The 21,324-nt window shown below is 65.9% G+C and carries 16 protein-coding genes; 13 read left to right on the plus strand and 3 right to left on the minus strand.

The annotated features are described in order from the left end of the window. The first annotated feature begins 172 nt into the window (after positions 1-172). The 6 genes from flhB (at position 173) to K7I12_RS08355 (ending at position 7,657) form a co-directional block, all read left to right on the plus strand. Entirely contained in the window at positions 173-1,339 is a 1,167-nt protein-coding gene (gene flhB / locus K7I12_RS08330; RefSeq protein ID WP_031383215.1) for a flagellar biosynthesis protein FlhB, read from the plus strand. Beyond that, complete coding sequence (flhA, locus tag K7I12_RS08335) at positions 1,336-3,420, plus strand: flagellar biosynthesis protein FlhA (protein ID WP_231663858.1); 2,085 nt, start codon at positions 1,336-1,338, stop codon at positions 3,418-3,420. The genes flhB and flhA overlap by 4 nt, the downstream gene beginning before the upstream one ends. Continuing rightward, positions 3,410-5,785 carry a flagellar biosynthesis protein FlhF gene (flhF, locus tag K7I12_RS08340; protein WP_231663859.1) on the plus strand — a complete coding sequence of 792 codons (2,376 nt, stop codon included), beginning with the start codon at positions 3,410-3,412 and terminating at the stop codon, positions 5,783-5,785. Before flhA ends, flhF begins: the two co-directional genes overlap by 11 nt. Further along, a complete protein-coding gene (locus K7I12_RS08345; protein ID WP_231663860.1) occupies positions 5,782-6,318 on the plus strand; it encodes a hypothetical protein in 537 nt (178 codons plus the stop codon). Before flhF ends, K7I12_RS08345 begins: the two co-directional genes overlap by 4 nt. Continuing rightward, positions 6,315-6,776 (plus strand): flagellar protein FlhE, encoded by a 462-nt coding sequence (locus K7I12_RS08350; protein WP_231663862.1) that lies wholly within the window; start codon positions 6,315-6,317, stop codon positions 6,774-6,776. The genes K7I12_RS08345 and K7I12_RS08350 overlap by 4 nt, the downstream gene beginning before the upstream one ends. Before the next feature lie 161 nt (positions 6,777-6,937). After that, positions 6,938-7,657 (plus strand): RNA polymerase sigma factor FliA, encoded by a 720-nt coding sequence (locus K7I12_RS08355; protein ID WP_231663863.1) that lies wholly within the window; start codon positions 6,938-6,940, stop codon positions 7,655-7,657. A 7-nt stretch (positions 7,658-7,664) separates the two neighbouring features. Here the strand turns inward: K7I12_RS08355 and K7I12_RS08360 are convergent, their stop codons facing one another. From K7I12_RS08360 to K7I12_RS08370, 3 genes are read right to left on the minus strand one after another with little or no spacing between them, the layout of a single operon-like run. Then, positions 7,665-8,276, minus strand: a complete 612-nt coding sequence (locus tag K7I12_RS08360; protein WP_231663864.1) for a PqiC family protein — start codon at positions 8,274-8,276, stop codon at positions 7,665-7,667. 28 nt (positions 8,277-8,304) lie between these two features. Beyond that, positions 8,305-9,948 carry an intermembrane transport protein PqiB gene (gene pqiB / locus K7I12_RS08365; protein ID WP_231663865.1) on the minus strand — a complete coding sequence of 548 codons (1,644 nt, stop codon included), beginning with the start codon at positions 9,946-9,948 and terminating at the stop codon, positions 8,305-8,307. Beyond that, a complete protein-coding gene (locus K7I12_RS08370) occupies positions 9,941-11,260 on the minus strand; it encodes a PqiA/YebS family transporter subunit (protein WP_442908034.1) in 1,320 nt (439 codons plus the stop codon). Before K7I12_RS08370 ends, pqiB begins: the two co-directional genes overlap by 8 nt. Positions 11,261-11,513: 253 nt before the next feature. Here K7I12_RS08370 and K7I12_RS08375 point away from each other — a divergent pair, with 253 nt between their 5' ends. The 7 genes from K7I12_RS08375 (at position 11,514) to K7I12_RS08405 (ending at position 21,244) form a co-directional block, all read left to right on the plus strand. Beyond that, positions 11,514-12,485: a calcium/sodium antiporter gene (locus K7I12_RS08375; RefSeq protein WP_231663866.1), complete on the plus strand. Its 972-nt coding sequence runs from the start codon at positions 11,514-11,516 to the stop codon at positions 12,483-12,485. Between the two features lie 329 nt (positions 12,486-12,814). Next, complete coding sequence (locus K7I12_RS08380; RefSeq protein ID WP_231663867.1) at positions 12,815-14,230, plus strand: cytochrome ubiquinol oxidase subunit I; 1,416 nt, start codon at positions 12,815-12,817, stop codon at positions 14,228-14,230. Positions 14,231-14,234: 4 nt separating this feature from the next. Then, complete coding sequence (cydB, locus tag K7I12_RS08385; RefSeq protein ID WP_031383226.1) at positions 14,235-15,239, plus strand: cytochrome d ubiquinol oxidase subunit II; 1,005 nt, start codon at positions 14,235-14,237, stop codon at positions 15,237-15,239. 22 nt (positions 15,240-15,261) lie between these two features. After that, positions 15,262-16,992: a thiol reductant ABC exporter subunit CydD gene (gene cydD / locus K7I12_RS08390; RefSeq protein WP_031383227.1), complete on the plus strand. Its 1,731-nt coding sequence runs from the start codon at positions 15,262-15,264 to the stop codon at positions 16,990-16,992. Further along, positions 16,976-18,682 (plus strand): thiol reductant ABC exporter subunit CydC, encoded by a 1,707-nt coding sequence (cydC, locus tag K7I12_RS08395; RefSeq protein WP_231663868.1) that lies wholly within the window; start codon positions 16,976-16,978, stop codon positions 18,680-18,682. Before cydD ends, cydC begins: the two co-directional genes overlap by 17 nt. Before the next feature lie 58 nt (positions 18,683-18,740). Next, positions 18,741-19,733, plus strand: coding sequence for an adenosine deaminase (locus K7I12_RS08400; protein ID WP_231663869.1), 993 nt, complete (start codon positions 18,741-18,743; stop codon positions 19,731-19,733). 410 nt (positions 19,734-20,143) lie between these two features. Further along, complete coding sequence (locus K7I12_RS08405; RefSeq protein WP_231663871.1) at positions 20,144-21,244, plus strand: glycosyltransferase; 1,101 nt, start codon at positions 20,144-20,146, stop codon at positions 21,242-21,244. The last annotated feature ends 80 nt before the right edge of the window (positions 21,245-21,324 follow it).

A 21,324-nucleotide genomic window follows, 5' to 3' on the forward strand; every position in this document is an offset into this window, starting at 1 on the left:
GGCCAGCGACCGTTGCGCTGTCGTGGCCTGACCCTTGCGCTCTTGAATAGCCTGCCGCGCGACAATCGTGGATTAACGCCCGATTCGTCGCGCTTTTTGCGTGTTTGTTGACTGCCGCCCCCGCGCAGAATAAGCCTCGTTAGAATTTTGCCGAAAACCCGGCGCGGGGACCATGGCCGACAACAGCAGCGACGAGGAAAAGACCGAAGACCCCACGCCGCGACGCCTGGAAAAGGCGCGGGAGGAGGGGCAGGTTGCACGCTCGCGCGAACTTTCCACCTTCCTGATGCTGCTTGGCGGCGTCATCGGCCTGTGGACGATGGGCGGCATGCTTTACGATCAGCTCGGGCTGGTCATGGAACAATCGTTCATTTTCGATCGCGGCATCACTTTCGACACGGCGCGGATGATGTCCAGTGTCTGGGTGCTCGGCAGCAACACGCTATTCGCGCTGATCCCGTTGTTTCTGCTGCTGGCGGTCATTGCGATCGTCGCCCCCGCGCTGCTCGGCGGCTGGCTGATTTCCGGCAAGTCGCTGCAACCCAAGTTTTCCAAGCTCAACCCCGCGAAGGGGTTGAAGAAGATGGTCTCGACCCAGGCGCTGGCCGAACTGGCCAAGGCCGTCGCCAAGTCGCTGCTCACCGGCAGCGTGGCGTTCGTCTTCCTGTGGTACAAGCGCGACGAGTTCCTGGGACTGATGAACCAGCCGGTCCAGCAGGCCTTCTATCACGCCATGCAGCTGACGGCGATATGCAGCGGCTTGATCGTGCTGTCGCTGGTGGTGGTGATTCTGATCGATGTGCCTTATCAGTTGTGGAGTCACAACAAGCAACTGCGCATGACCAAGGACGAGATCAAGAAGGAGCACAAGGAATCCGAAGGCGACCCGCAGGTCAAGGGTCGCATCCGCCAGCAGCAGCAGGCGATGGCGCGCGGGCGGATGATGAGCAAGGTGCCCGAGGCCGACGTGATCGTCACCAACCCCACGCATTATGCGGTCGCGCTGAGCTATCGCGACAGCGATATGGGGGCGCCGCGGGTCGTCGCCAAGGGCGCCGATGCGGTGGCCGCGCGCATCCGCGAGATCGGCGACGAGCACCGCATTCCGCGCCTGGAGGCCCCGCCACTGGCGCGGGCGCTGTACCGGCATGTCGATCTCGACCGGGAGATCCCGGCCGATCTGTACACCGCGGTCGCCGAAGTACTGGCGTGGGCGTTTCGTCTGCGTCAGGTGCGCCAGGAGGGCGGCGAGATGCCCGAGCCGCCGCGCGATATCCAGGTGCCCGTTGAAATGGCGGATAGCCCCCACGATGCCTCTTCCCGCGAGGAAACGCGATGAGTTTGATGAATACCCTGGGCCAGAACTGGCTGGGCAACGTCCCCATGAAGCTGCTGGCCGGGCCGGTGCTGATCATCATGATTCTGTCGATGATGATCCTGCCGCTGCCGCCGTTCGCCCTGGACATGTTCTTCACCTTCAACATCGCGCTGGCGATCATGGTGCTGCTGGTCAGCATGTTCACCAGCAAGCCGCTGGATTTCGCGGCCTTCCCGGCGGTGCTGCTGTTCACCACCTTGCTGCGACTGTCGCTCAACGTCGCTTCGACCCGGGTGGTGCTGATGGAGGGCAATGAGGGGGGCGATGCGGCGGGCAAGGTGATCGAGGCGTTCGGCGAGTTCCTGATCGGCGGCAACTTCGCGGTGGGTCTGGTGGTATTCCTGATTCTGGTGGTCATCAACTTCATGGTCATCACCAAGGGGGCCGGTCGTATCGCCGAGGTCGGTGCGCGCTTCACCCTGGATTCCATGCCCGGCAAGCAGATGGCCATCGATGCCGACTTGAACGCCGGGCTGATCGGCGAGGAGGACGCCAAGAAACGGCGCGCCGAGATCGCCCAGGAGTCCGACTTCTACGGCTCGATGGACGGTGCCAGCAAGTTCGTGCGTGGCGACGCCGTGGCCGGCCTGATCATCATGGTCGTCAATCTGATCGGCGGACTGCTGATCGGCATGATGCAGTATGACATGGCCTTCGGCGCTGCGGCACGTACCTACACCTTGCTGACCATCGGCGACGGCCTGGTCGCGCAGATTCCGGCCTTGGTGATCTCGACCGCGGCGGGCGTCACCGTCTCGAGGGTCAACACCGAGCAGGATGTCGGCCAGCAGATGATGGGCCAGCTGTTCAACAATCCCCACGTGCTGATTCTGTCGGCCTGTGTAATGGGTCTGCTGGGCCTGGTACCGGGCATGCCCAACTTCGTATTCCTGCTGTTCAGCGTGGCGCTCGGCGCGCTGGCCTGGTGGATGATTCGCCAGCGCGAGAACAAGCTCGCCGAAGAGGTCGTCAACAAGCAGCCGGTAACGACACCCGACGTGCCCGAAGCCAGTTGGGACGATGTCCAGCTGGTCGATACCCTGGGGCTCGAGGTCGGCCATCGGCTGATTCCGCTGGTCGATCATCGCCAGGATGGCGAGCTGCTGGGACGGATCAAGAGCGTGCGCAAGAAGTTCGCCCAGGAGGTCGGCTTCCTGCCGCCGGTGGTGCATATTCGCGACAATCTGGAGCTCGGTCCCAACCAGTACGTGATCACTCTCAAGGGCGTCGAGGTCGGACGCGCCGAAGCCTATCCCGGCAAGTGGCTGGCGATCGACCCGGGCCAGGTTTCGGGCCATCTCGAGGGCGCGCCCACCCAGGACCCGGCGTTCGGCCTGCCGGCGGTGTGGATCGACGGCAGTCAGCGTGAACAGGCGCAGATCTATGGCTATACCGTGGTCGATGCCGGTACGGTGGTGGCGACGCACCTCAACCACCTGCTGCACGAGCACGCCGGCGACATGCTCGGCCGTCACGAGACGCAGCAGCTGCTCGACAAGCTGGGCGAGGACAACAAGGCGCTGGTCGAGGATGTGGTGCCCAAGCTGGTGTCGCTGACCGTCTTGCAGCGGCTGTTGCAGAACCTGCTCGAGGAGGAGGTCTCGATTCGCGACCTGCGAACCATCCTCGATACCCTGGCCGAACACGCCACCGCGCAGAGCGATGTCCACGACCTGACCTCGGTGGTGCGCATGGCGTTGGGACGGGCGATTACCCAGCAATGGTTCCCGGGCAACAGCGAGCTGCATGTGATTGGCCTGGACGCCAACCTGGAACAGGTGCTCGGTCAGGCGATGAACGGCGGCGGGGCGATCGAGCCCGGGCTGGCCGATACCCTGATGCAGCAGACCGAGGCCGGGCTGGCCCGCCAGGAGGCGCTGGGCGAGCCGCCCGTGCTGGTCGTGACGCCGTCGCTGCGCCCGCTGCTGGCGCGCTTTTTGCGCCGCCGCCTGCGTCACCTGGTGGTGATGTCGCAGGCCGAGATTCCGGATGACCGCACGATTCGAGTAACCACGCTGATCGGAGGCGTTGATGAGCGTTAGACGTTTCATAGCTGCCAACAGCCGCGATGCGATGCGCCAGGTGCGCGCCGCACTGGGCGAAGACGCCTTGATCCTGGCCAATCGCCGCGTCGATGCCGGGGTCGAGATACTCGCCCTGGCCGAAGAGCCGGGGCCGGCGGATGCCTTGCCCGTCGAACGCCAAGCCGCACCCCGCGAACCGCAGGCCGGCGCGGCCAGCAGTGCCGCGCGGGCCTATCTGCCCGAGCGCCAGGCTTCCCAGTCGCCGCCTGTGCCGTCGCGACCCGCGCCGGTGGCGTCCGTCACGCCTGCCGCTGCTCAGCCGGCCCCCGCGGGGAACCAGGACCAGGGCCCGCCGGGCGATTTCGCCGCCTTCAGCGCACGCCTGCTCGACGAGATGCAGGATCTGCGCATGCTGATCGCCGACCGGCAGGCCCGCCAGGAACCCGCGGCGGGCGAGGCGGACAAGGAGGACAACCGCCACCGGCTCAATTGCCGGTTGCAGAATGCCGGCTTCGGCAATGCGCTGGCGCGTGAACTGCTCGACGCGCTGCCCGGCGAGCTGGTTCATGGCGACCCGTCCGGGGCCGCCGCCTGGTTGCATCGTCAGCTCGGCGGGCGCCTCGAGGTGCTCGAGGACGAAGCCGGCCTGCTCGATCAGGGTGGTGTGTTCGCGCTGCTCGGGCCCACCGGAATCGGCAAGACCACGACCACCGCCAAGCTGGCGGCGCGCTACGTCATGCGCCACGGCGCCGGCGGGGTCGCGCTGATCACCACCGACAGCTATCGTGTCGGCGCCCACGAACAGCTGCGTATCTATGCCCGGTTGCTGGGCGTCGAGGTCCACGCGCTGGCCGACGACGCGCCGCTCGGCGAATTGCTGGCGCAGCTCGACGACAAGCGCCTGGTGATCATCGATACCGTCGGCATGAGCCAGCGCGATCAGCGCCTGGTCGGCCAGGTGGCGATGCTCGGCGAATCGAGCCAAAACGCACCGCGCCCGGTCCGCCGCCTGCTGCTGCTCAATGCCGCCAGTCATGGCGAAACCCTCGACGAGGTGGTGGAAACCTATCAACGCGCCTCGCTCGCCGCGGGGGCGCCGCTCTACGGGGCGATCCTGACCAAGGTCGACGAGGCCCCGCGGCTCGGTGCGGTACTGGATATCGCCATACGCCACGGGTTGCGTCTGCATTACGTCTCGCAGGGTCAGCAGGTACCCGAGGATCTGCAGCTTGCCGATCGCCAGGCGCTGGTCGACCAGGCCCTGGCGGTGGGCGACGACTCGGCCTTCAGCGGCGACCCGCTGGAGTGGCAGCGCACTTCATCGCCCCGACGCTGGAAAAGCTTGTCGCGCGGCCTGTTCAGCCAGGGACGCAACCTGGCGACGCTGTTCGCCCGCCTGCGCGAGCACGTCGGCGGCTTTGCCCAGCTCGAATCGGCCTGGCCGTGGCTGGGTTATCCGCTGCAGGCCCAGCAGCAACAGCTGCCGCGGCTGCACGCGGCCTGGCGCGGCGATGGCGGTGAAAGCGCAGCGTTCGGCAGCGAGCCTTCACATGGCCTGCTGTGGCCGCGCAGTGCCGCGGTCAAGGGCAGCGACTGGTACTTGCCGGCCGTGCCGCTCAACAGCGAGGGGCTGGCGCAGACGCTGCCCTGGGCGACGCATCATCAGCCCGCCGGCGAGTCGCAGAAGCTGCACTTTGCTGCGCGGCTGGGACTGCACATGCAATGGCTGCCGCGCTGCCCGGTGGCAGCGACGCGCCATGAACTCGACGTAGCAGGCGTGCGTTGGGTGGCCACGACGCAGGCCAACACCCGGGTCAGCGTCGACGGCGTGCGCCACAAGCTGGCGGCACTGGCAGCCCACGCCACACCCGAGGCGAGTCGAACATGCCGTTACCGCGGTCGCAGCGTCCGACTCAAGAGCGCTCGGTTGGCCGTGGCGCTGGATTCCCCGGATTCGCTCACGGCCTGGTTCGTCAACCTGAGCGACCCGGATAGCGGGCGCTCGCTGGCGCATCGCTACTGGTTGATGCCGTCGGGCGATGCCGCGAACGGTCTCGCGGCCTTTGCCGCCCAGCTGGCCCATGAAGAACTGCCGCTGCTGGCGCGTCGCGCCTGGCAGTGGCTGGCACCCTCGCAGGCGATGCGCGTGGATGACGAGCTGCGTGTGTGGATCGCCACCGCGCTGGCGTCGCTGGCGATCCGGCTCGACCAGGAACAGGCCGACTGGGCGGTGGACGTCCGCGGTCAGCTGCTGAGCATGCTCGGCAGCGGTCGCAAGCGCAGCGCCCGAGCGCTGCTCGAGGCGCTGTGGTATCTGTTCACCGCCCGCGACGCCTTGCTGCTGGCGAGCGGCCAGATGCTGGATGACAGGACTCAGCCGTGAGCCAGATCGATCAAGCGGCCGGCTTGCGGCGCTGGGCGCAGGCCGGGCTTGGCAGCCAGGCCGAGCCCAAGGACGCTGCACCGACGCCAACGCCGGAATCACGGGCCGCTGCGTCGCGGGTGCTGATGATCGTTGGCCTGGCGGGCGATGAAAATGCCTCGCTGCAACCGGTGCATGACGCTTTGCAGCGCTGGTGCGAACAGGGCCAGCGCTGGGTGGGGGAGCCCGAGCAATGGCGATTGGTGCCGATCGCTGTCGACAGCCCGCATCTTGCCACGCTGCTGGGCCAGCAGGGGCACTGGGCGCTGTGGGTAGGCGACGATGGCGACGGCTTTCGCCGTGCCTATCGCACGCTCAAGCGGCTTGCTCAACGCGGTGGTCCCAAGCGCTTGCTGCTGGTGCATCCGCCGTTTGCCTCGCGAGCGGGTTTGCTGAGCAATCTTCAGCAGGCCGCGGCCGAGTTTCTGGGCCTCGAACTCTGGATCGTGCCGCTGCCGCGACGTCCGCGGCTCCCCTCCGAGGCATCGCGATGAGCGCTCGGCGCTCGGCGTGGCGCGGCCTGCGGCGCTCTTCGGGCGTCGCCCTGGCGAGTCTCTGGTTGACCAGCCTGGGGTTGCCGGCTGTCTTTTCTGCGCCCGCCAGCGCCGGGGCGGCCGGTAGCTGGGTCGGCGAGGCGCCGAGCGTCAGGCTGTATACGCCGGGTCGCGAGGTCGTCTCCCAGCTGCTCCAACCGCCTGTGGCGCCAACCAGTGCCGAGATCACGTCCGTTAGCTGGCGGTTTACTCCGCCGCCGGGTAGCGCGCGGCTGGAAGCCCGGCTGTGTCATCCGCAGCGCTGCTTGTGGCTCGCCACCCCGCGCGGGCAGAGCAGGGCCTTGGCCGGGCTGGCCGCCACCGGGCCCTTCGTGATGCGCTTTCGCCTGCCCGAATCGGCACGCCCATCGGCGCCGCTGCGGATCGAAGACCTGCAGTTGATCGTCAACTATCACTGAACGGAAAAGCCTGATGCTGAGGCACAGCGCGGCGCTAAAAGCTTGAATAACCTTTCACGAAATGGGGTATTCGTCGCTTGGCGCGGGACGGCGCGGAGTAATAATCCCCCTATCGGTAGCCGCTTGGGTGCTGCCACGGTCACACAGGTTCCAGACGCGGAATGTATACGGCACAAGGTAAGATCGATCAGCATGCTTTGCTCGACCAGTATCTGCCGGTTGTCAGGCGCCAGGCGCTGGCACTGCAGGTAAGGCTGCCGGCCAGCGTTGATCTCGATGATCTGGTCCAGGCCGGAATGGTTGGCTTGCTCGATGCGCTGGGACGCTACAACGCCGACCAGGGGGCAAGCTTCACCACCTATGCCAGCCAGCGCATACGCGGATCGATGATCGATGAGCTGCGCAGCCGCGACTGGGTGCCGCGTAGCGTGCGGCGTAACGCGCGGGAGATCGACGAGGCTACCCGGCGTCTCGAACAGCAACTCGGGCGTCCCGCCGAGGAGCGCGAGATTGCCGATTATCTATCGCTGAGTCTCGCTGACTATCATCAGCGACTGGCCGATACCAACGGGGGCCACCTGCTCGGCTTCGAGGATTTGATCGAGGAGAGCGGCGAGCCGGAGGGGGGCGAATCGTCACCGAAATCGCCTTTCGATGCGCTGGTAAGCAACGAGCAGCGGGCGCGTCTGGTGGCAGCCATCGACAAGCTGCCGGAGCGCGAAAAGCTGCTGCTGGGGCTGTACTATCAGGAAGAACTCAACCTCAAGGAGATTGGCGCGGTACTCGGCGTCAGCGAGTCGCGAGTCTGCCAGTTGCATAGCCAGGCGGTAGCCCGGCTGCGCGGCCAGCTGGCTTCCGATGAGGCGCAAGCGTTGCTGTGACGCGGTACTAGTCGACCGTGCCCGAGGCGCGCAGTCGACGAATCTGCGCGGCGAAATTCGCTGCCACCTTGTCCCAGCTTGCTCCCAGCGCGCGCACCAGCGCCGGATAACCGTCCTTTGCGAGCGGAGTACTGGCCGAGAAGTTGCGCTCGAGCAGCAGATCGCCGTTCGCTGCTCGCAACTGCCAGTAGCCGCTGGCCATGCCTACGCCCTGGTAATGGCCCTGGAACTGCTCGACATTGACTTGCAGATGCAGGGCTTCGGGGGGATCGCCTTCCACGAGAATTCGCGTGTCGGGAAGTTCCGCGGCGAGCCGCTGACGCAGCCCCCGGCCGAGTTGCTGGTCGAGCGACTCGGCCCATTGGTGACGGCTGGCCTGGCGTAGGCGAATCGCGTCGGGTTGCAGCACGATACCCGGGTTGTCGAGATAGCCTGCTACGCTCACCCGGTCGATGACCAGACTGTAGTCTGGCGTCGCGGCGTCAGACGTGCCCACCCCGGACACTGCGTCATTCATCGGGGCAGGCAGGGTATAGCGTTCGGTGGTCGGCGAGCCGGCGCACCCCGCCAGGGCGAACAGTGCGCCAACCATCAGCGCCCCACGTAATCTGCGTGTCATGTCTTTGCTCCTTGACGTGGCCTTGCGCTCAGCGCTCGGGCGCCCGGGGCACCGGATCCGGCCCCGGACTGCGATCGAAGATCAGTGCATTGGGATTGTCGCTGAGCGTCTCGGCCAATGGCTGCAGCTGGCGTACCAGTTTCTCGATGCTCTGCAGCGTAGCGTTGAGTTCGCGGTAGGCCGGCGAGTCCGGGGAGAGACCCTCGAGCGTGCGCTGCAGCTGCTTCAATGACTCGTTGACATTGCCGGGTATTGCGCGTGTCGCCGGATCCTCCAGCATCGCCTTGAGCGATTCGGCGCTCGTGCGGACTTCCTCGAGGGTTGCCTGCGAGGTGGCCATGGTGCGATCGAGCTTGTCGAGAATCGGCTCGACCTGCAACGCGTTGAGCTTGTCGAGCAGGTTCGAGACCTTCTGTTCGATCTGCGCAAAGCCCCCCGACGTGGTGGGGAAGACGGTGCGCTGCTCGAAGGTCTCCGGCGTGTACTCGCCGGCCAGCTCCTTGTTGAAGTTGAGATCGACGAACAGTGCGCCAGTCAGCAGGTTGCCGGCCTTGAGCGAGGCGCGCAGGCCGTACTCGAACAGCTTCTTGAAGCGCTGTTCCCACTCATCCAGATCAACGGGCTGATCATCGAGGGTCAGCCGCTGTGGCTCGATGCGGATCAATACCGGAATCGCGAAGCGCTGGCGAGTCTCCGGCTGCGGCGCCGTGAAGCGCCAGGGAACGCTGACCACCGTGCCGACGCGCACCCCCCGGTATTCGACCGGTGAGCCCTTCGACAGGCCGCGCACGGTGTCGTCGACCAGCAGCACATACTCCAGATTGCGGTTGTAGGTGCCCTGGAGGGCGTCCTCCTCATTGGCATAGAGCGTATAGGTGCTGTCCGGCTTGGCCTTGGCCCCCGGCGAAATGTCCTCGGGAATGCCGAACGTCACACCACCGCCGACCAGCGTTTCCAGCGATTCCAGCTGGACGCTGACACCTTCGGAACTGAGCTTGACGTTGATGCCCGAGGCCGACCAGAAGCGAGTGGTTTCGGTGATCAATACGTCATAGGGCGATTCGATGAACAGACGATGGCGCATTTCCCGATCCTGCGGGTCGAACGAGGCATCCTCGACACGGCCCACGGTGAAGCCCTGGTAAGTGACCGGGTCGCCGACCCGCAGCGAGCTGCCCAGCTGGCTGACCAGATTGATACGAATGCCCTTGGCGCCGGGCGGTGCGACCGGCGGCTGGTCGAGGACGGTGAACTGATATTGCGGTTTATCGCTCTGACCGGGCTGCAACTGAATATAGGCCCCCGACAGCACGGTATTCAGGCCGCTGATGCCCTCACGGCCGATACGCGGCTTGACTACCCAGAAGCGGCTGCCGGCATTGAGCATGCGTTCGGCATCCTCGCTCATGCGGGCGGTGACCACGGTATGCGAGAGATCATCCGAAAGGCGTACGCTCTTGACCCGCCCGACCTCGACATTACGCGTCTTGATCAGCGTCTTGCCCGCTTCGATGCCTTCCGCGGTGGGCATCTCGAGGGTGATTTCGGGGCCCCGCCGGCTGGCGTTGTCGTAGACCAGCCACAGGCCGATCAGCACTGCCACCAGTGGTACGATCCAGATCGGTGAAATGCGCGACTGAACATGACGTTGGGCGCGATGCGCTTCAGGCATGAGAGGATTCCTTGGCGGGAACGGGCGGCTGCCACAGCAGGCGCGGATCGAAAGTGATGGCGGCGAGCATGGTCAAGACCACGACCGACATGAAGGCCAGCGCGGCCGGCCCCGGGGTGATTGACATCAGTCTGCCGGCGCGAATCAGGGCGACCAGAATCGCCACCACGAAGACGTCGACCATCGACCAGCGGCCGATAAACTCGGTCAGCCGATAGAGCCGGGTTCGCACGATGCGGTGATAGCCGCCGCTGCGGCGCACGGCGATGCACAGCCAGCCGAGGGCGAGCAATTTGCCGACCGGCACCAGAATGCTGGCGACGAAGATCACCGTGGCGACCGGATAGGAGCCCATCTGCCAGAGCTGGATCACGCCGCCGATGATCGTCGACGGGTTGGCTTCGCCGAGGTAAGTGGTGGTCATGATCGGGTAGATGTTGGCCGGCAGGTACAGGATCGTCGCCGTGACGAGCAGGGCCCAGGTCCGCTGCAGGCTTCGCGGCTGACGTGCGTGCAACGCTTCGCCGCAGCGTCGACAGCGTCCACGACCGTGGCCATCGAGCGCATTGACCAGGCCGCAGGTCTGGCAGCCGGCCAGACCTTGCTCGGCGGCCGGAGCGCCGGTGCGGCTGTGTTCGGGCGCGAGCGGTTCGCCGGCCAGCGAGAACCACATCCAGTCGCTGTCGAGCGATTGCGTGGTCAGCAACAGCAGGATGGCGAACAGGCAGAAGGCCCAGAACGAGACGCCCAGGCTGACTTCGGCGAGGCCGGCCACCTTGATCAAGCTGACCAGCGCACCGATGATGAACACGTCGGCCATCATCCACGGGTGCAGATGGCTCAGCGAGCGCGCGATGCCGCGGCTGAAGGGCAGCGGTTCGCGACTCAGCAGGCCGAGCTGCAGCCAGGCGACGCAGGCAAGATAGAGGGCCGGCAGCACGACGACGCTCAGCGCTACGCTGATGGCCACCCATGGCTGGCTGTAGCCGACCAGGCTGCGTACGGTCTGGGCCAGCTCGATGCGGTTGCTGATGCCGCTGACCTCGAAACTGATGAAGGGGAAGGACAGCGCGACGATCAGCGCGATCAGCGCTGCCAGCGAAAGCGCCAGGCTGCGCTGTGCCGGTCGGTTGTGACGCTGGGCGAGACTATGGCCACAGCGCGGACAGTCCGCCTTCTGCCCCGGGCTCAGCGGCGGCAGCGCCACCAGCCAGTCGCACTCGTGGCAGGCACGCAGCCGGCGCCGGCTCTGGCGTGGCGAACCAGCGCCGCTATCCGTCAGCGTATCGGGCGGTTGCGTATCGGCGGTCACCGTGTCAGCGTCCTGTGGCGATGAGTGTTCTCATTCATGTGGATCAGTGTAACCGCTTAGTGTCCGTGGTCGAACAGCGTTCATCGATTGCCGTCGCCAAGTGGCGCGACTCGGCGCCCCTCGTCAGCTCAACTGCAATTGCCCTGCGAGCCCGGGCCGGGCGCTGGCCCTGCCCGGACAACTCGGGCATCATGCCGGCGTACGTTCCACGAGCCGGATCATCGAAGTCATGCGTTAACAAAGGGAGGCGAGCTTGCTACTGGCGATCGGAGCTGTCGTTCTGGGATTGATATTGCTGGTTTGGAGTGCCGATCGTTTCGTCGATGGCGCGGCCGCCACGGCGGGGCACCTGGGCCTGCCGTCGCTGTTGATCGGCATCCTGGTGATCGGTTTCGGTACCTCGGCCCCCGAGATGATGGTATCGGCGCTCGCGGCCTGGCAGGGCAATCCGGGGCTGGCGCTGGGCAATGCCTATGGCTCGAACATCACCAATATCGGGCTGATTCTCGGCCTCGTGGCGCTGCTCAGTCCGCTGACGGTGCACTCGCAGGTCATCCGTCAGGAATTGCCGCTGCTGGGGGTCGCCACCTTGATCTCCGGTTGGCTGCTGCTCGATGCCCAGGTCTCGCGCCTCGATGGGCTGTTGCTGATGGCCCTGTTGCTATTGGTCATGGGGTTCAGCATCTGGCGCGCCCGCAGTGGCGCTACCGATGCGCTGGTGGTGGGCACCGAGTCCTCGCTCGCCGAGCATCCGATGACGCTGCGCGCCGGCATCCTCTGGACGCTAGCCGGCCTGGTGGTATTGATCGTCAGTTCGCGGCTGCTGGTCTGGGGGGCGGTGCAGATCGCTCAGGCGTTCGGCGTCAGCGATCTGGTCATCGGCCTGACCGTGGTCGCGGTGGGCACCTCGCTGCCTGAGCTGGCCTCGTCGATCAGTGCGTTGCGCAAGAACGAGCACGACCTGGTGCTGGGCAACGTGGTGGGCTCCAACCTGTTCAATTCGCTGGCCGTGGTGGGGCTGGCCGGGGTGATTACGCCGATCGATGCCGAGCGCGCGGTGATCCTGCGCGACTGGCCGGTGATGGCGGTGCTGACCCTGGCGGTGCTGATATTCGGCATCGGTTGGCGAGGGCGCCAGGGGCGGATCAATCGCTTCGAAGGCGGTGCGCTGCTGCTCGTCTATCTGGCCTACAACGCCTATCTGATCAGCAGCGAAATGGTCTGATCGTCCGCTTCGATCGTCTCCTCGTCAGCGAGCCCCACCTTGCGCCGGGTTCCATGCCCGGCGCAGTCGTGTCCAGACTTATCGCCCCGTTCTTGATCTGCGTCAACTCGACGCGCCCGTTAAGACTTAAGTCGGTTTCGTGGGCGGCGTATCATGTCCTCGTGCCGGCGGCGATTGCCAGTGTCTGAGGCTCGCAATGACCGTCTGCTTGGCTAACCTGTGGTGAGTCGCATCAGCGCGCGGCGACCGGCTGCAAGGCTTGGGTTAACGGGGGTCCCGAAGATGCTGCATCGACGGCGGTCCTGACTTCGGACGGATTAGGAGTGGACATGGAACTTGATCCGGTCTTCCTGTCGCGATTGCAATTCGCGTTTGTCGTAACCTTTCATGCCATCTTTCCGGTCTTCACGATCGGCCTGGCCTCCTACCTGGCGCTGCTCTATGGCCTGCTCGTCAAGACCGGCAACCCGGCCTGGGAGCGCCTGGCAGAATTCTGGACCAAGGTCTTCGCGGTCGTGTTCGGCATGGGGGTGGTGTCGGGCATCGTCATGGCCTTCCAGTTCGGGACCAACTGGAGCAACTTCTCCCAGGCAGCCTCGAATTTCATCGGCCCGCTGCTCAGTTACGAGGTGGTCACGGCGTTCTTTCTCGAGGCCGGCTTCCTCGGCGTGCTGCTGTTCGGTCGCGAGCGGGTATCGCCCAAGGTGCACCTGTTCGCGGCGATCATGGTGGCCCTGGGGACGCTCATCTCGTCGTTCTGGATCCTCTCGGCCAACAGCTGGATGCAGACTCCCGCCGGCTTCGAAATGCGCGATGGCATGGTCAACGTGACGTCCTGGATGGAGGCGATCTTCAACCCCTCGTTCCCGTATCGCTTCGCGCACATGGTGATGGCCTCGTTTCTGACCGGTGGCTTCGTGGTCTGCGGGGTCAGCGCCTGGTATCTGCTGCGCGGGCATGACGTCGAGGCCAATCGCAAGGCGCTGTCGATGTCGCTGTGGCTACTGCTGTTCGCGGCCCCGGCCCAGGCAGTCATCGGCGACATGCACGGCACCAACACGCTGGAGTATCAACCGAGCAAGATCGCGGCCATCGAGGGGATCTGGGAAACCGAATCATCGGTGCCGCTATTGCTGTTCGCCGTGCCCGATCAGGCCAACCAGACCAATGACTTTGCCGTGGGTATTCCCAAGCTGGCCAGCCTGATCCTCACTCGCGACCCGAACGGCGAACTCCCGGGGCTCAACGAGATCCCCCGCGACCAGCAGCCGCCGGTGTGGATCACCTTCTACTCGTTTCGCATCATGGTCGGGCTGGGCGTATTGATGATTGCGTTCGCGGTCGCCGGCCTGTTGCTGCGGCGCGGCGGTCGGATTTATCACAATCGCTTCTTCCTTCAGGGGCTGCGGCTGATGGCGATCTCGCCGTTCATCGCCGTGAGTGCTGGCTGGTTCGTGACCGAAACGGGCCGTGCGCCATGGCTCATCTATGGCGTGATGACCCAGGCCGAAGCGGTGACGCCGTCGCTTACCGGCTGGATGGCCTTGACGACGCTGATCGGCTACATCCTGGTCTATGCCGTGGTCTTCATCGCCGGGCTCTATTACCTGGGCCGGGTGATCCGCCAGGGCATGGTCGAAGGCGACGTCGATGACGTGACACGCGCCATGCGCCCGATGTCGGCCTCTCACGTGCCGTTCGACGACGGTCAGTATCAAGCCCCCAACGCCGCTTCCAGGAGCTGAAACCATGCTGGGAACTATCGATCTTTCGCTGATCTGGGCCGCGATCATCGCCTTTGGCGTCATCATGTACGTGCTGATGGACGGCTTCGACCTGGGTGTGGGCCTGCTCTTTCCGTTCGCCCCGGATGAAGAGGCGCGCGACGTGATGATGAACTCGGTGGCGCCGATCTGGGATGGCAACGAGACCTGGCTGGTGCTCGGCGGAGCCGGGTTGATCGGCGCCTTTCCGCTGGTTTACACGATCCTGTTGCCGGCGCTCTATCTCGGGGTGTTCCTGATGCTGGCGGGGCTGATCTTCCGTGGCATCGCCTTCGAATTCCGCTTCAAGGCGCGCAGTTCCAAGAAATGGTGGAACGTCGCCTTCGCCGGGGGCTCGGCGGTCGCCACCTTCGCCCAGGGGGCGGTGGTCGGCGCCTACATTCAGGGCTTCGAGACCCAGGACCGGATCTACACCGGTGGCGCCTTCGACTGGTTGACGCCGTTCTCGGTACTCACCGGCCTGGGCATGCTGGCCGGTTTCGCGTTGCTCGGCGCGACCTGGGTGGCAATGAAGACCGAGGGTTACATCCAGCGCTGGGCGCGCGGTCTGGTGGTCAAGCTGCTGCTCGCGGTGCTTGCGGTGTTCGTGGTGGTCAGTCTGTGGACGCCCTTCATCAATGCCGATGTCTGGACCCGCTGGTTTGATCATCTACAGGTCATCTGGCTGCTGCCGGCGCTGGCGCTGGGCTGTGCGGCGCTGATCTGGTGGGGCGCCAAGCGCGAGCGCGATATCCTGCCGTTCGTCGCCACCATGGGGCTGTTCATCTTCACTTACCTGGGCCTGCTGGTGAGCCGCTGGCCGTACGTGGTGCCGCCGGACTACACCCTCTGGGACGCCGCTTCGGCACCCGAATCGCAGCTGTTTCTGCTGGTCGGGGTGTTGTTCGTGATCCCGATCATCCTCGGCTATACCGCCTGGTCCTATTGGGTGTTCCGCGGCAAGGTGCGTCCTGGCGAGGGTTACCATTGAGCGGTCGGCTGAACGACACGGCATGCTAGATCCGCAGCTCACCAATCGCCGCTGGCTTCGCGAGCTGTCGGGCAGCGTCCGCGGCTGGCTGGGCCTGGCGGGCGCCGCCGGCATTCTGGCCGGCCTGTGCACGATCGTGCAGATGGGCTTGCTGGCCTGGCTGGTCGACCAGTTGGTGACTCATGCCAGCGCGCCCGCGGCGTTGGGGTGGGCGTTCTTCGGGCTGATCGGCGTGCTGGTATTGCGCGCCGTGGCGCAATGGGTCCAGGAGCGCGCCAGCGCCGAGGCCAGCCTGAGGATCCGCGCCCGGGTGCGCGGCGAACTGCTCGAGCATCTCGCTGCGTTGGGCCCGGTGCGCCTCGGCGATCGTCATTCGGCGGGGCTCGGCCAGCAGCTGGTCGAGCAGGTCGAGGCGCTGGACGGTTACTTCGCGCGCTTTCTGCCGCAGATGCGCCTGACGACGGTCCTGCCGCTGGTGATCCTGGCGGTGGTGGCCTCGCTCGACTGGCTGGCGGCGGCGCTGCTGCTGCTGGCGGCGCCATTGATTCCGCTGTTCATGGCGCTGGTGGGGATGGGCGCCGAACGCCTCAATCGCGAGCAGTTCGTCGCCGTGACCCGGCTGGCGGGGCACTTTCTCGACCGGGTGCGCGGGGTGACCACGCTGCAACTGTTCAACCGTACCGCCGACAGCATCAACGAAGTGCATGCCGCCGCCGACGACTATCGCCGGCGCAGCCTGCGCACGCTGCGCCTGGCGTTCCTGTCATCGGCGGTGCTCGAATTCTTCGCCTCGGTGGCGATCGCCATGGTGGCGATCTACATCGGCTTCGGCCTGCTCGGCTACATTGCTTACGGTCCTGCCGATGCGCTGACCCTGTTCAGCGGTCTGTTCGTGCTGCTGCTGGCGCCGGAATTCTTCCAGCCGCTGCGTACGCTGTCGCAGCATTATCATGACCGCGCCGCCGCGCTGGGGGCTGCCGACGGCCTGCTCGCGCTGCTCAAGGAGCCGCTACCCCAGGGCCACCGGGCAGGCGCGTCGCGCGCCGAACCTGGCCACGTTGGGAATGACCACGTTGGCATTGGCTACGCCGCGGATGGCCATGGCGCGTCTATCGCCTTGCGCGGGGTGACAATCGCCCATCCCGGGCGCGGCCGGGTGCTGGGGCCGCTCGATCTCGAGATCGCCGCCGGCGAGTGCGTGGCGCTGATCGGGCCGTCGGGCAGCGGCAAGTCGAGCCTGCTGCAGTTGCTGGCCGGCTTCATCGAGGCCGACAGCGGCACGCTGACGATCGGCGCTAGCGGGCGTATCGCCTGGATGGACCAGCGCCCATGGCTCATTCAGGGCACGCTGGCTGACAATCTGCGTCTCGCCGCGCCGCGGGCCAGCGACGCCGAACTGTGGGCGGCCCTCCGGCGGGCCGGGCTGGGCGAGCTGGTCGGTGGGTTGCCGGAGGGCCTGGCGACGCCGCTCGGCGAGCGCGGCTACGGTTTTTCCGGCGGCCAGGCCCAGCGCCTGGCACTGGCCCGGGTCTTTCTCGCGCGGGCATCGCTGGTACTGCTCGACGAGCCCACGGCGAGCCTTGACAGCGAGACCCAGGGGGGGGTCGTCGACGGCCTGCGCGAGTTGATGGCGAGCGGCGCCACGGTCGTCGTCGCGACCCACCAGCAGGCGTTGATGAGCATGGCCGGTCGGCGCATCGAATTGAGCCACCAGGCCCGGCGACAGGAGATCGGCCATGACGCCTCGGCCTGAGCCGTCACTGCGCGACGATTTCGCCCCCTGGTTGCGGCGCCTGGGTCGGCGGCGCTGGCGATTGGGTGCCGGGGCACTGCTGATGGCGCTGACCGTCGCTGCGGGGATCGGCCTGCTGGCGCTGTCGGGCTGGTTCATCACCGCCACGGCGGTCACCGGGGTGTTGCTCGCCGCCGGCGCGGCGGCGACGCTGGACGTCTACGTGCCGGGCGCGGGCATTCGTCTGTTCGCCGTGACCCGCACGGTGGCGCGCTACTGCGAACGGCTCTACAACCACGACAGCGTACTGCGGGTGCTGGCCGAGCTGCGCGCCGGCATGTTCTCGGTGCTCACCCGCCTCGACGGAAGGACGCTGTCGCAACTGCGTGCCTCGGAATGGCTCAACCGGCTGACCGCCGACATCGATACCCTCGATGGGCTTTATCTGCGTCTGCTGGCGCCGCCGCTGGTGGCGGCGCTGGCGATCGGCGGGGTCGGGACGCTGCTGGGCCTTTTCGTGCCGGGCATCGCGCTGGCGGTGGTCGCCCCGCTGGGGGCGCTGTGGCTGTGGCTGGTGTTCGGCCAGGCGTGGCTCGGCATGGCCCCGGCGAGGCGTCGGGTGGCCAGCCAGGACCGGCTGCGCGGTCGGGTGATCGAGCAGCTCCAGGGGCTTTCCGAGCTGCGCTGCTACGGCACGCTGGCCAGCCATCGCCAGGCGCTGCTCGAGGAGCAGGCGGCGCTTTACGCCGACCAGCGTCGCCTTGCCGGTCGTCAGGCGCTGGGCAGCGCGCTGGCCAATCTGGTGGTCGGCCTGTGCGTGGTGCTGGCGCTGTGGCTGGCGGCGCATGGCCAGGCTGACGGACGCATCAGCGGCGCGGTGATGGTGATGATGCCGCTGGCCATATTGGCGCTCAACGAGGCGGTGGGCGGCCTGCCCCAGGCGTTCACCCAACTGGGTGCGACCCGCGCCGCGGCACGTCGGCTCAACGAGCTGGCGAGCCGGCAGGGTACGCTGCGTGAACCCGCAACACCGATCGACGCGCCGGCCGGCACGCCGACCGTCGTGCTTGACGCGGTTAGCGTGCGCTATCCCGGCGCACTCGTCTCGGCGCTGGATGCGTTGACGCTGCGCCTCGAGCCCGGCGAGCGGCTGGCGGTGCTGGGTGCGTCGGGGGCCGGCAAGTCGACGCTCGGTCAGTTGCTGGTTCGCCAGCTCGACCCGACGGCGGGGGCGGTGACCTACAACGGCATCGACCTGCGCGACATGCCGCTGAGCGCGCTGCGCGCCCGGGTGGGTTACCTGACCCAGCACAGCGAGCTGTTCCAGGCCAGCCTGGCGGACAACCTGCGCCTGGCCGATCCCGACGCGAACGAGGCGGCGCTTTGGCGCGTGCTCGACGTCGTCGACCTGGCCGATTGGGCGCGGGACTTGCCCGAGGGGCTGGACACCTGGGTCGGCGAATCCGGTCGCCAGGTCTCGGGTGGTCAGGCACGGCGCATCGCGCTGGCGCGGGTACTGCTCAAGGCCCCCGAGCTGGTGGTTCTCGACGAACCCTTCAGCGGCCTCGACGCGGCGACGGCAGCGCGCATCGCCGGGCGCCTGGACCGCTGGCTCGCGGGCCGCAGCGTGGTGTTTCTGGCCCACGCCGCCGACGGCCTGCCGGGCGTCACCCGGGCCATCGAACTGGTCGCCGGACGAGCCAGCGAATGACTTTGCGCAGACGGTCAACTCGGGCAAGATAAGCGGACACCGTTTTCGGGAGTTCGCTATGCGCGATTGGTTGAAATCCCTGCCCAAGGCCGAGTTGCACCTGCATATCGAGGGCTCGCTGGAGCCCGAGCTGATGTTCGAGCTGGCCGCGCGCAATGGCGTGTCGCTGGCCTACGACTCGGTCGAGGCGGTCCGGGCCGCCTACGCCTTCGACGATCTTCAAGCGTTTCTCGATCTTTACTATCAGGGCATGGCGGTATTGCGCACGGTCGATGACTTCGACGACCTGGCGATGGCCTATCTCCGCCGTGCCCATGCCGAGGGCGTGGTGCACGTCGAGCTGTCCTTCGATCCCCAGCCGCATCTGCTGCGCGGAGTGAGCCTGGCGACCCAGATCGAGGGCCTGCGCCGGGCGATGCGCCGCGCTGCCCGCAAGTTCGATCTGTCCACCGCGCTGATCATGAGCTTTCTGCGCGATAGGCCGGCGGCGGAGGCCATGCAGGTGCTCGAGCAGGCCAATTCCCACCTCGAGCTGATCGACGCCGTGGGGCTCGACAGCGCCGAGCGCGGCAATCCGCCTGGCCAGTTCGCCGAGGTCTTCGCCCGCGCCCGGGATCTGGGCCTGGCGCGGGTCGCCCACGCCGGCGAGGAAGGCCCGGCGAGCTACATTAGTGAAGCGCTGGACAGCCTTGACATCGGTCGCATCGATCATGGCGTGCGCTGCCTCGAGGATCCAGCGCTGGTTGCCCGATTGCGCGAGGCGCAGATCCCGTTGACTGTCTGTCCGCTGTCCAACGTGCGTCTCAAGGTGGTCGAGGCGATGAGCGATCATCCGCTGCCGGCATTGCTCGATGCCGGGCTCAAGCTGACCGTCAATTCCGACGATCCGGCGTACTTCGGCGGTGGCGTGCTCGACAACTATCTGGCCTGCCACGCGGCGTTCGGCTGGGACGAAGCGGTATTCAAGGGACTGGCGCGCAATGCCATCGAAGTGGCCTACATGGACGACGCCCGGCGTCTCGAACTGCTGGCCCGTATCGACGCGCTCTGAGGGAACATTGCTACATGTTTGCGCGGACTAGGCGTCTGTCGGGCTTGGCCGATCGTCACGAGAAGCACGGGTTTCGAGTCAAATTTATCGATCGATTGAGGCGAATAGCGCGCTATTTAACGAAATGGATCGATGAAATTGGCCGAAAGGCCGGGATTCGCAGTAGGTCAGTGTCAAGTCCGACGGGCTCCTAGGCGCCACGCAGCCAGCCAAGGCAGTCGAGAGCAAGCTTCTCTCATCTGCCAGGGCTTGGTCTTCGTGGGAACGAATTTATTTGCGATTAATGTAGCCAGGTCCATCGGGAATGAACTCCCTTCCCCTATAATCGCGCCCGGTAGGGCGCTATCCAATGCCAGGGAGTCACCTCGTTGAGAACGCTAGTGATCGTTCGTTCACTCAAGATGGGAGGCATGGAACGAGTTGCGGTCAACCTTGCCGATGCCTTCGCCGAGGCGGGCTGTGAAAGCCACTTGCTGACTCTCCGCCGCCATCGGGCTCCACTGGTGCCCGAAAACGCCACGGTGCAGATTCATCACCTGCCCATCGTGAGCTGGAACCGGTTGACGGTGGTTGGTCTGCTCATCGAATGGCTATCCCGGCTATTTCTCAACCCGCTCCTGCGTCGCTCACACTTCGTCTGGACCGGCTGGCTCGGCGGCCCCTTGTTCCGCTTCTGGCTCAGGCGTTTCGAGAAGCGGCATGGGCGTGTCGACCGCCTGATCTTTCGAGGCCGGGGCACCTTCGAGATGGTGTGGAACTTCCGCGACGAGCGTCTACGCTTCGTGCTCGAGAACATCGTGAGGCCCGAACAGCGCAACTTGAAATCACGCCTTTTTGCGCGCTGCCTCTATCAGGACAATCATCTTGTTGCCGTTTCCGACGGCGTACGCAAGACGCTGGAAGTCGGTGAGCGCATCTGGGGTTTTTCACCGCGTTCGCTTCAGACAATCGTCAACCCATGCCCGATCGCCAGCATTCAGCGCATGATGAATGAGCCCGACGGCGACATACCCGACAGCCCGTATATCATCAACGTCGCGCGGCTGACCAAGGCCAAGGATCATCCATTGTTGATCCGGGCTTATGCCCGGGCGGGCATCGCCGAGCAGCTGGTCATCATCGGCGAGGGGCCCGAACGCCCGACTATCGAAAAGCTGATTGCCGAGCTTGGCCTTGAAGATCGGGTCATTCTCGCTGGCCACCGGCTTAACCCCTACCCCTGGCTGAGGCAGGCGCGCCTGTTCGTGCTGAGTTCACGCTTTGAAGGGATGGGCATCGTGCTGTTCGAAGCCTTGGCATGCGCTACGCCGGTGTTGTCGGTGGACTGCCAAGGCGGTGTCCGCCAGATTCTCAAGGGGCCTCTCGAATCCTCGCTGGTACCCCGTGAGGAACAAGCCCTGGCCGAGGGCATCCTGAAGGCCATGCACGGCGACAAGCCTGCCATCGACATGGCTTGGCTGGATGAGTTCGAGCCCAGGAGAGTAGCTCAGCGCTTTTTGGATACGCCCTGAACAACCTTGCCATGACAATGGTCGGGCCCACGCACTGCTTTATCGAGCGGTCTCTGGTCCCTTCAAAATCGGCCTTGGCC

The organism is Halomonas sp. IOP_31 (assembly GCF_021151495.1).
GTDB lineage: Bacteria > Pseudomonadota > Gammaproteobacteria > Pseudomonadales > Halomonadaceae > Modicisalibacter > Modicisalibacter zincidurans.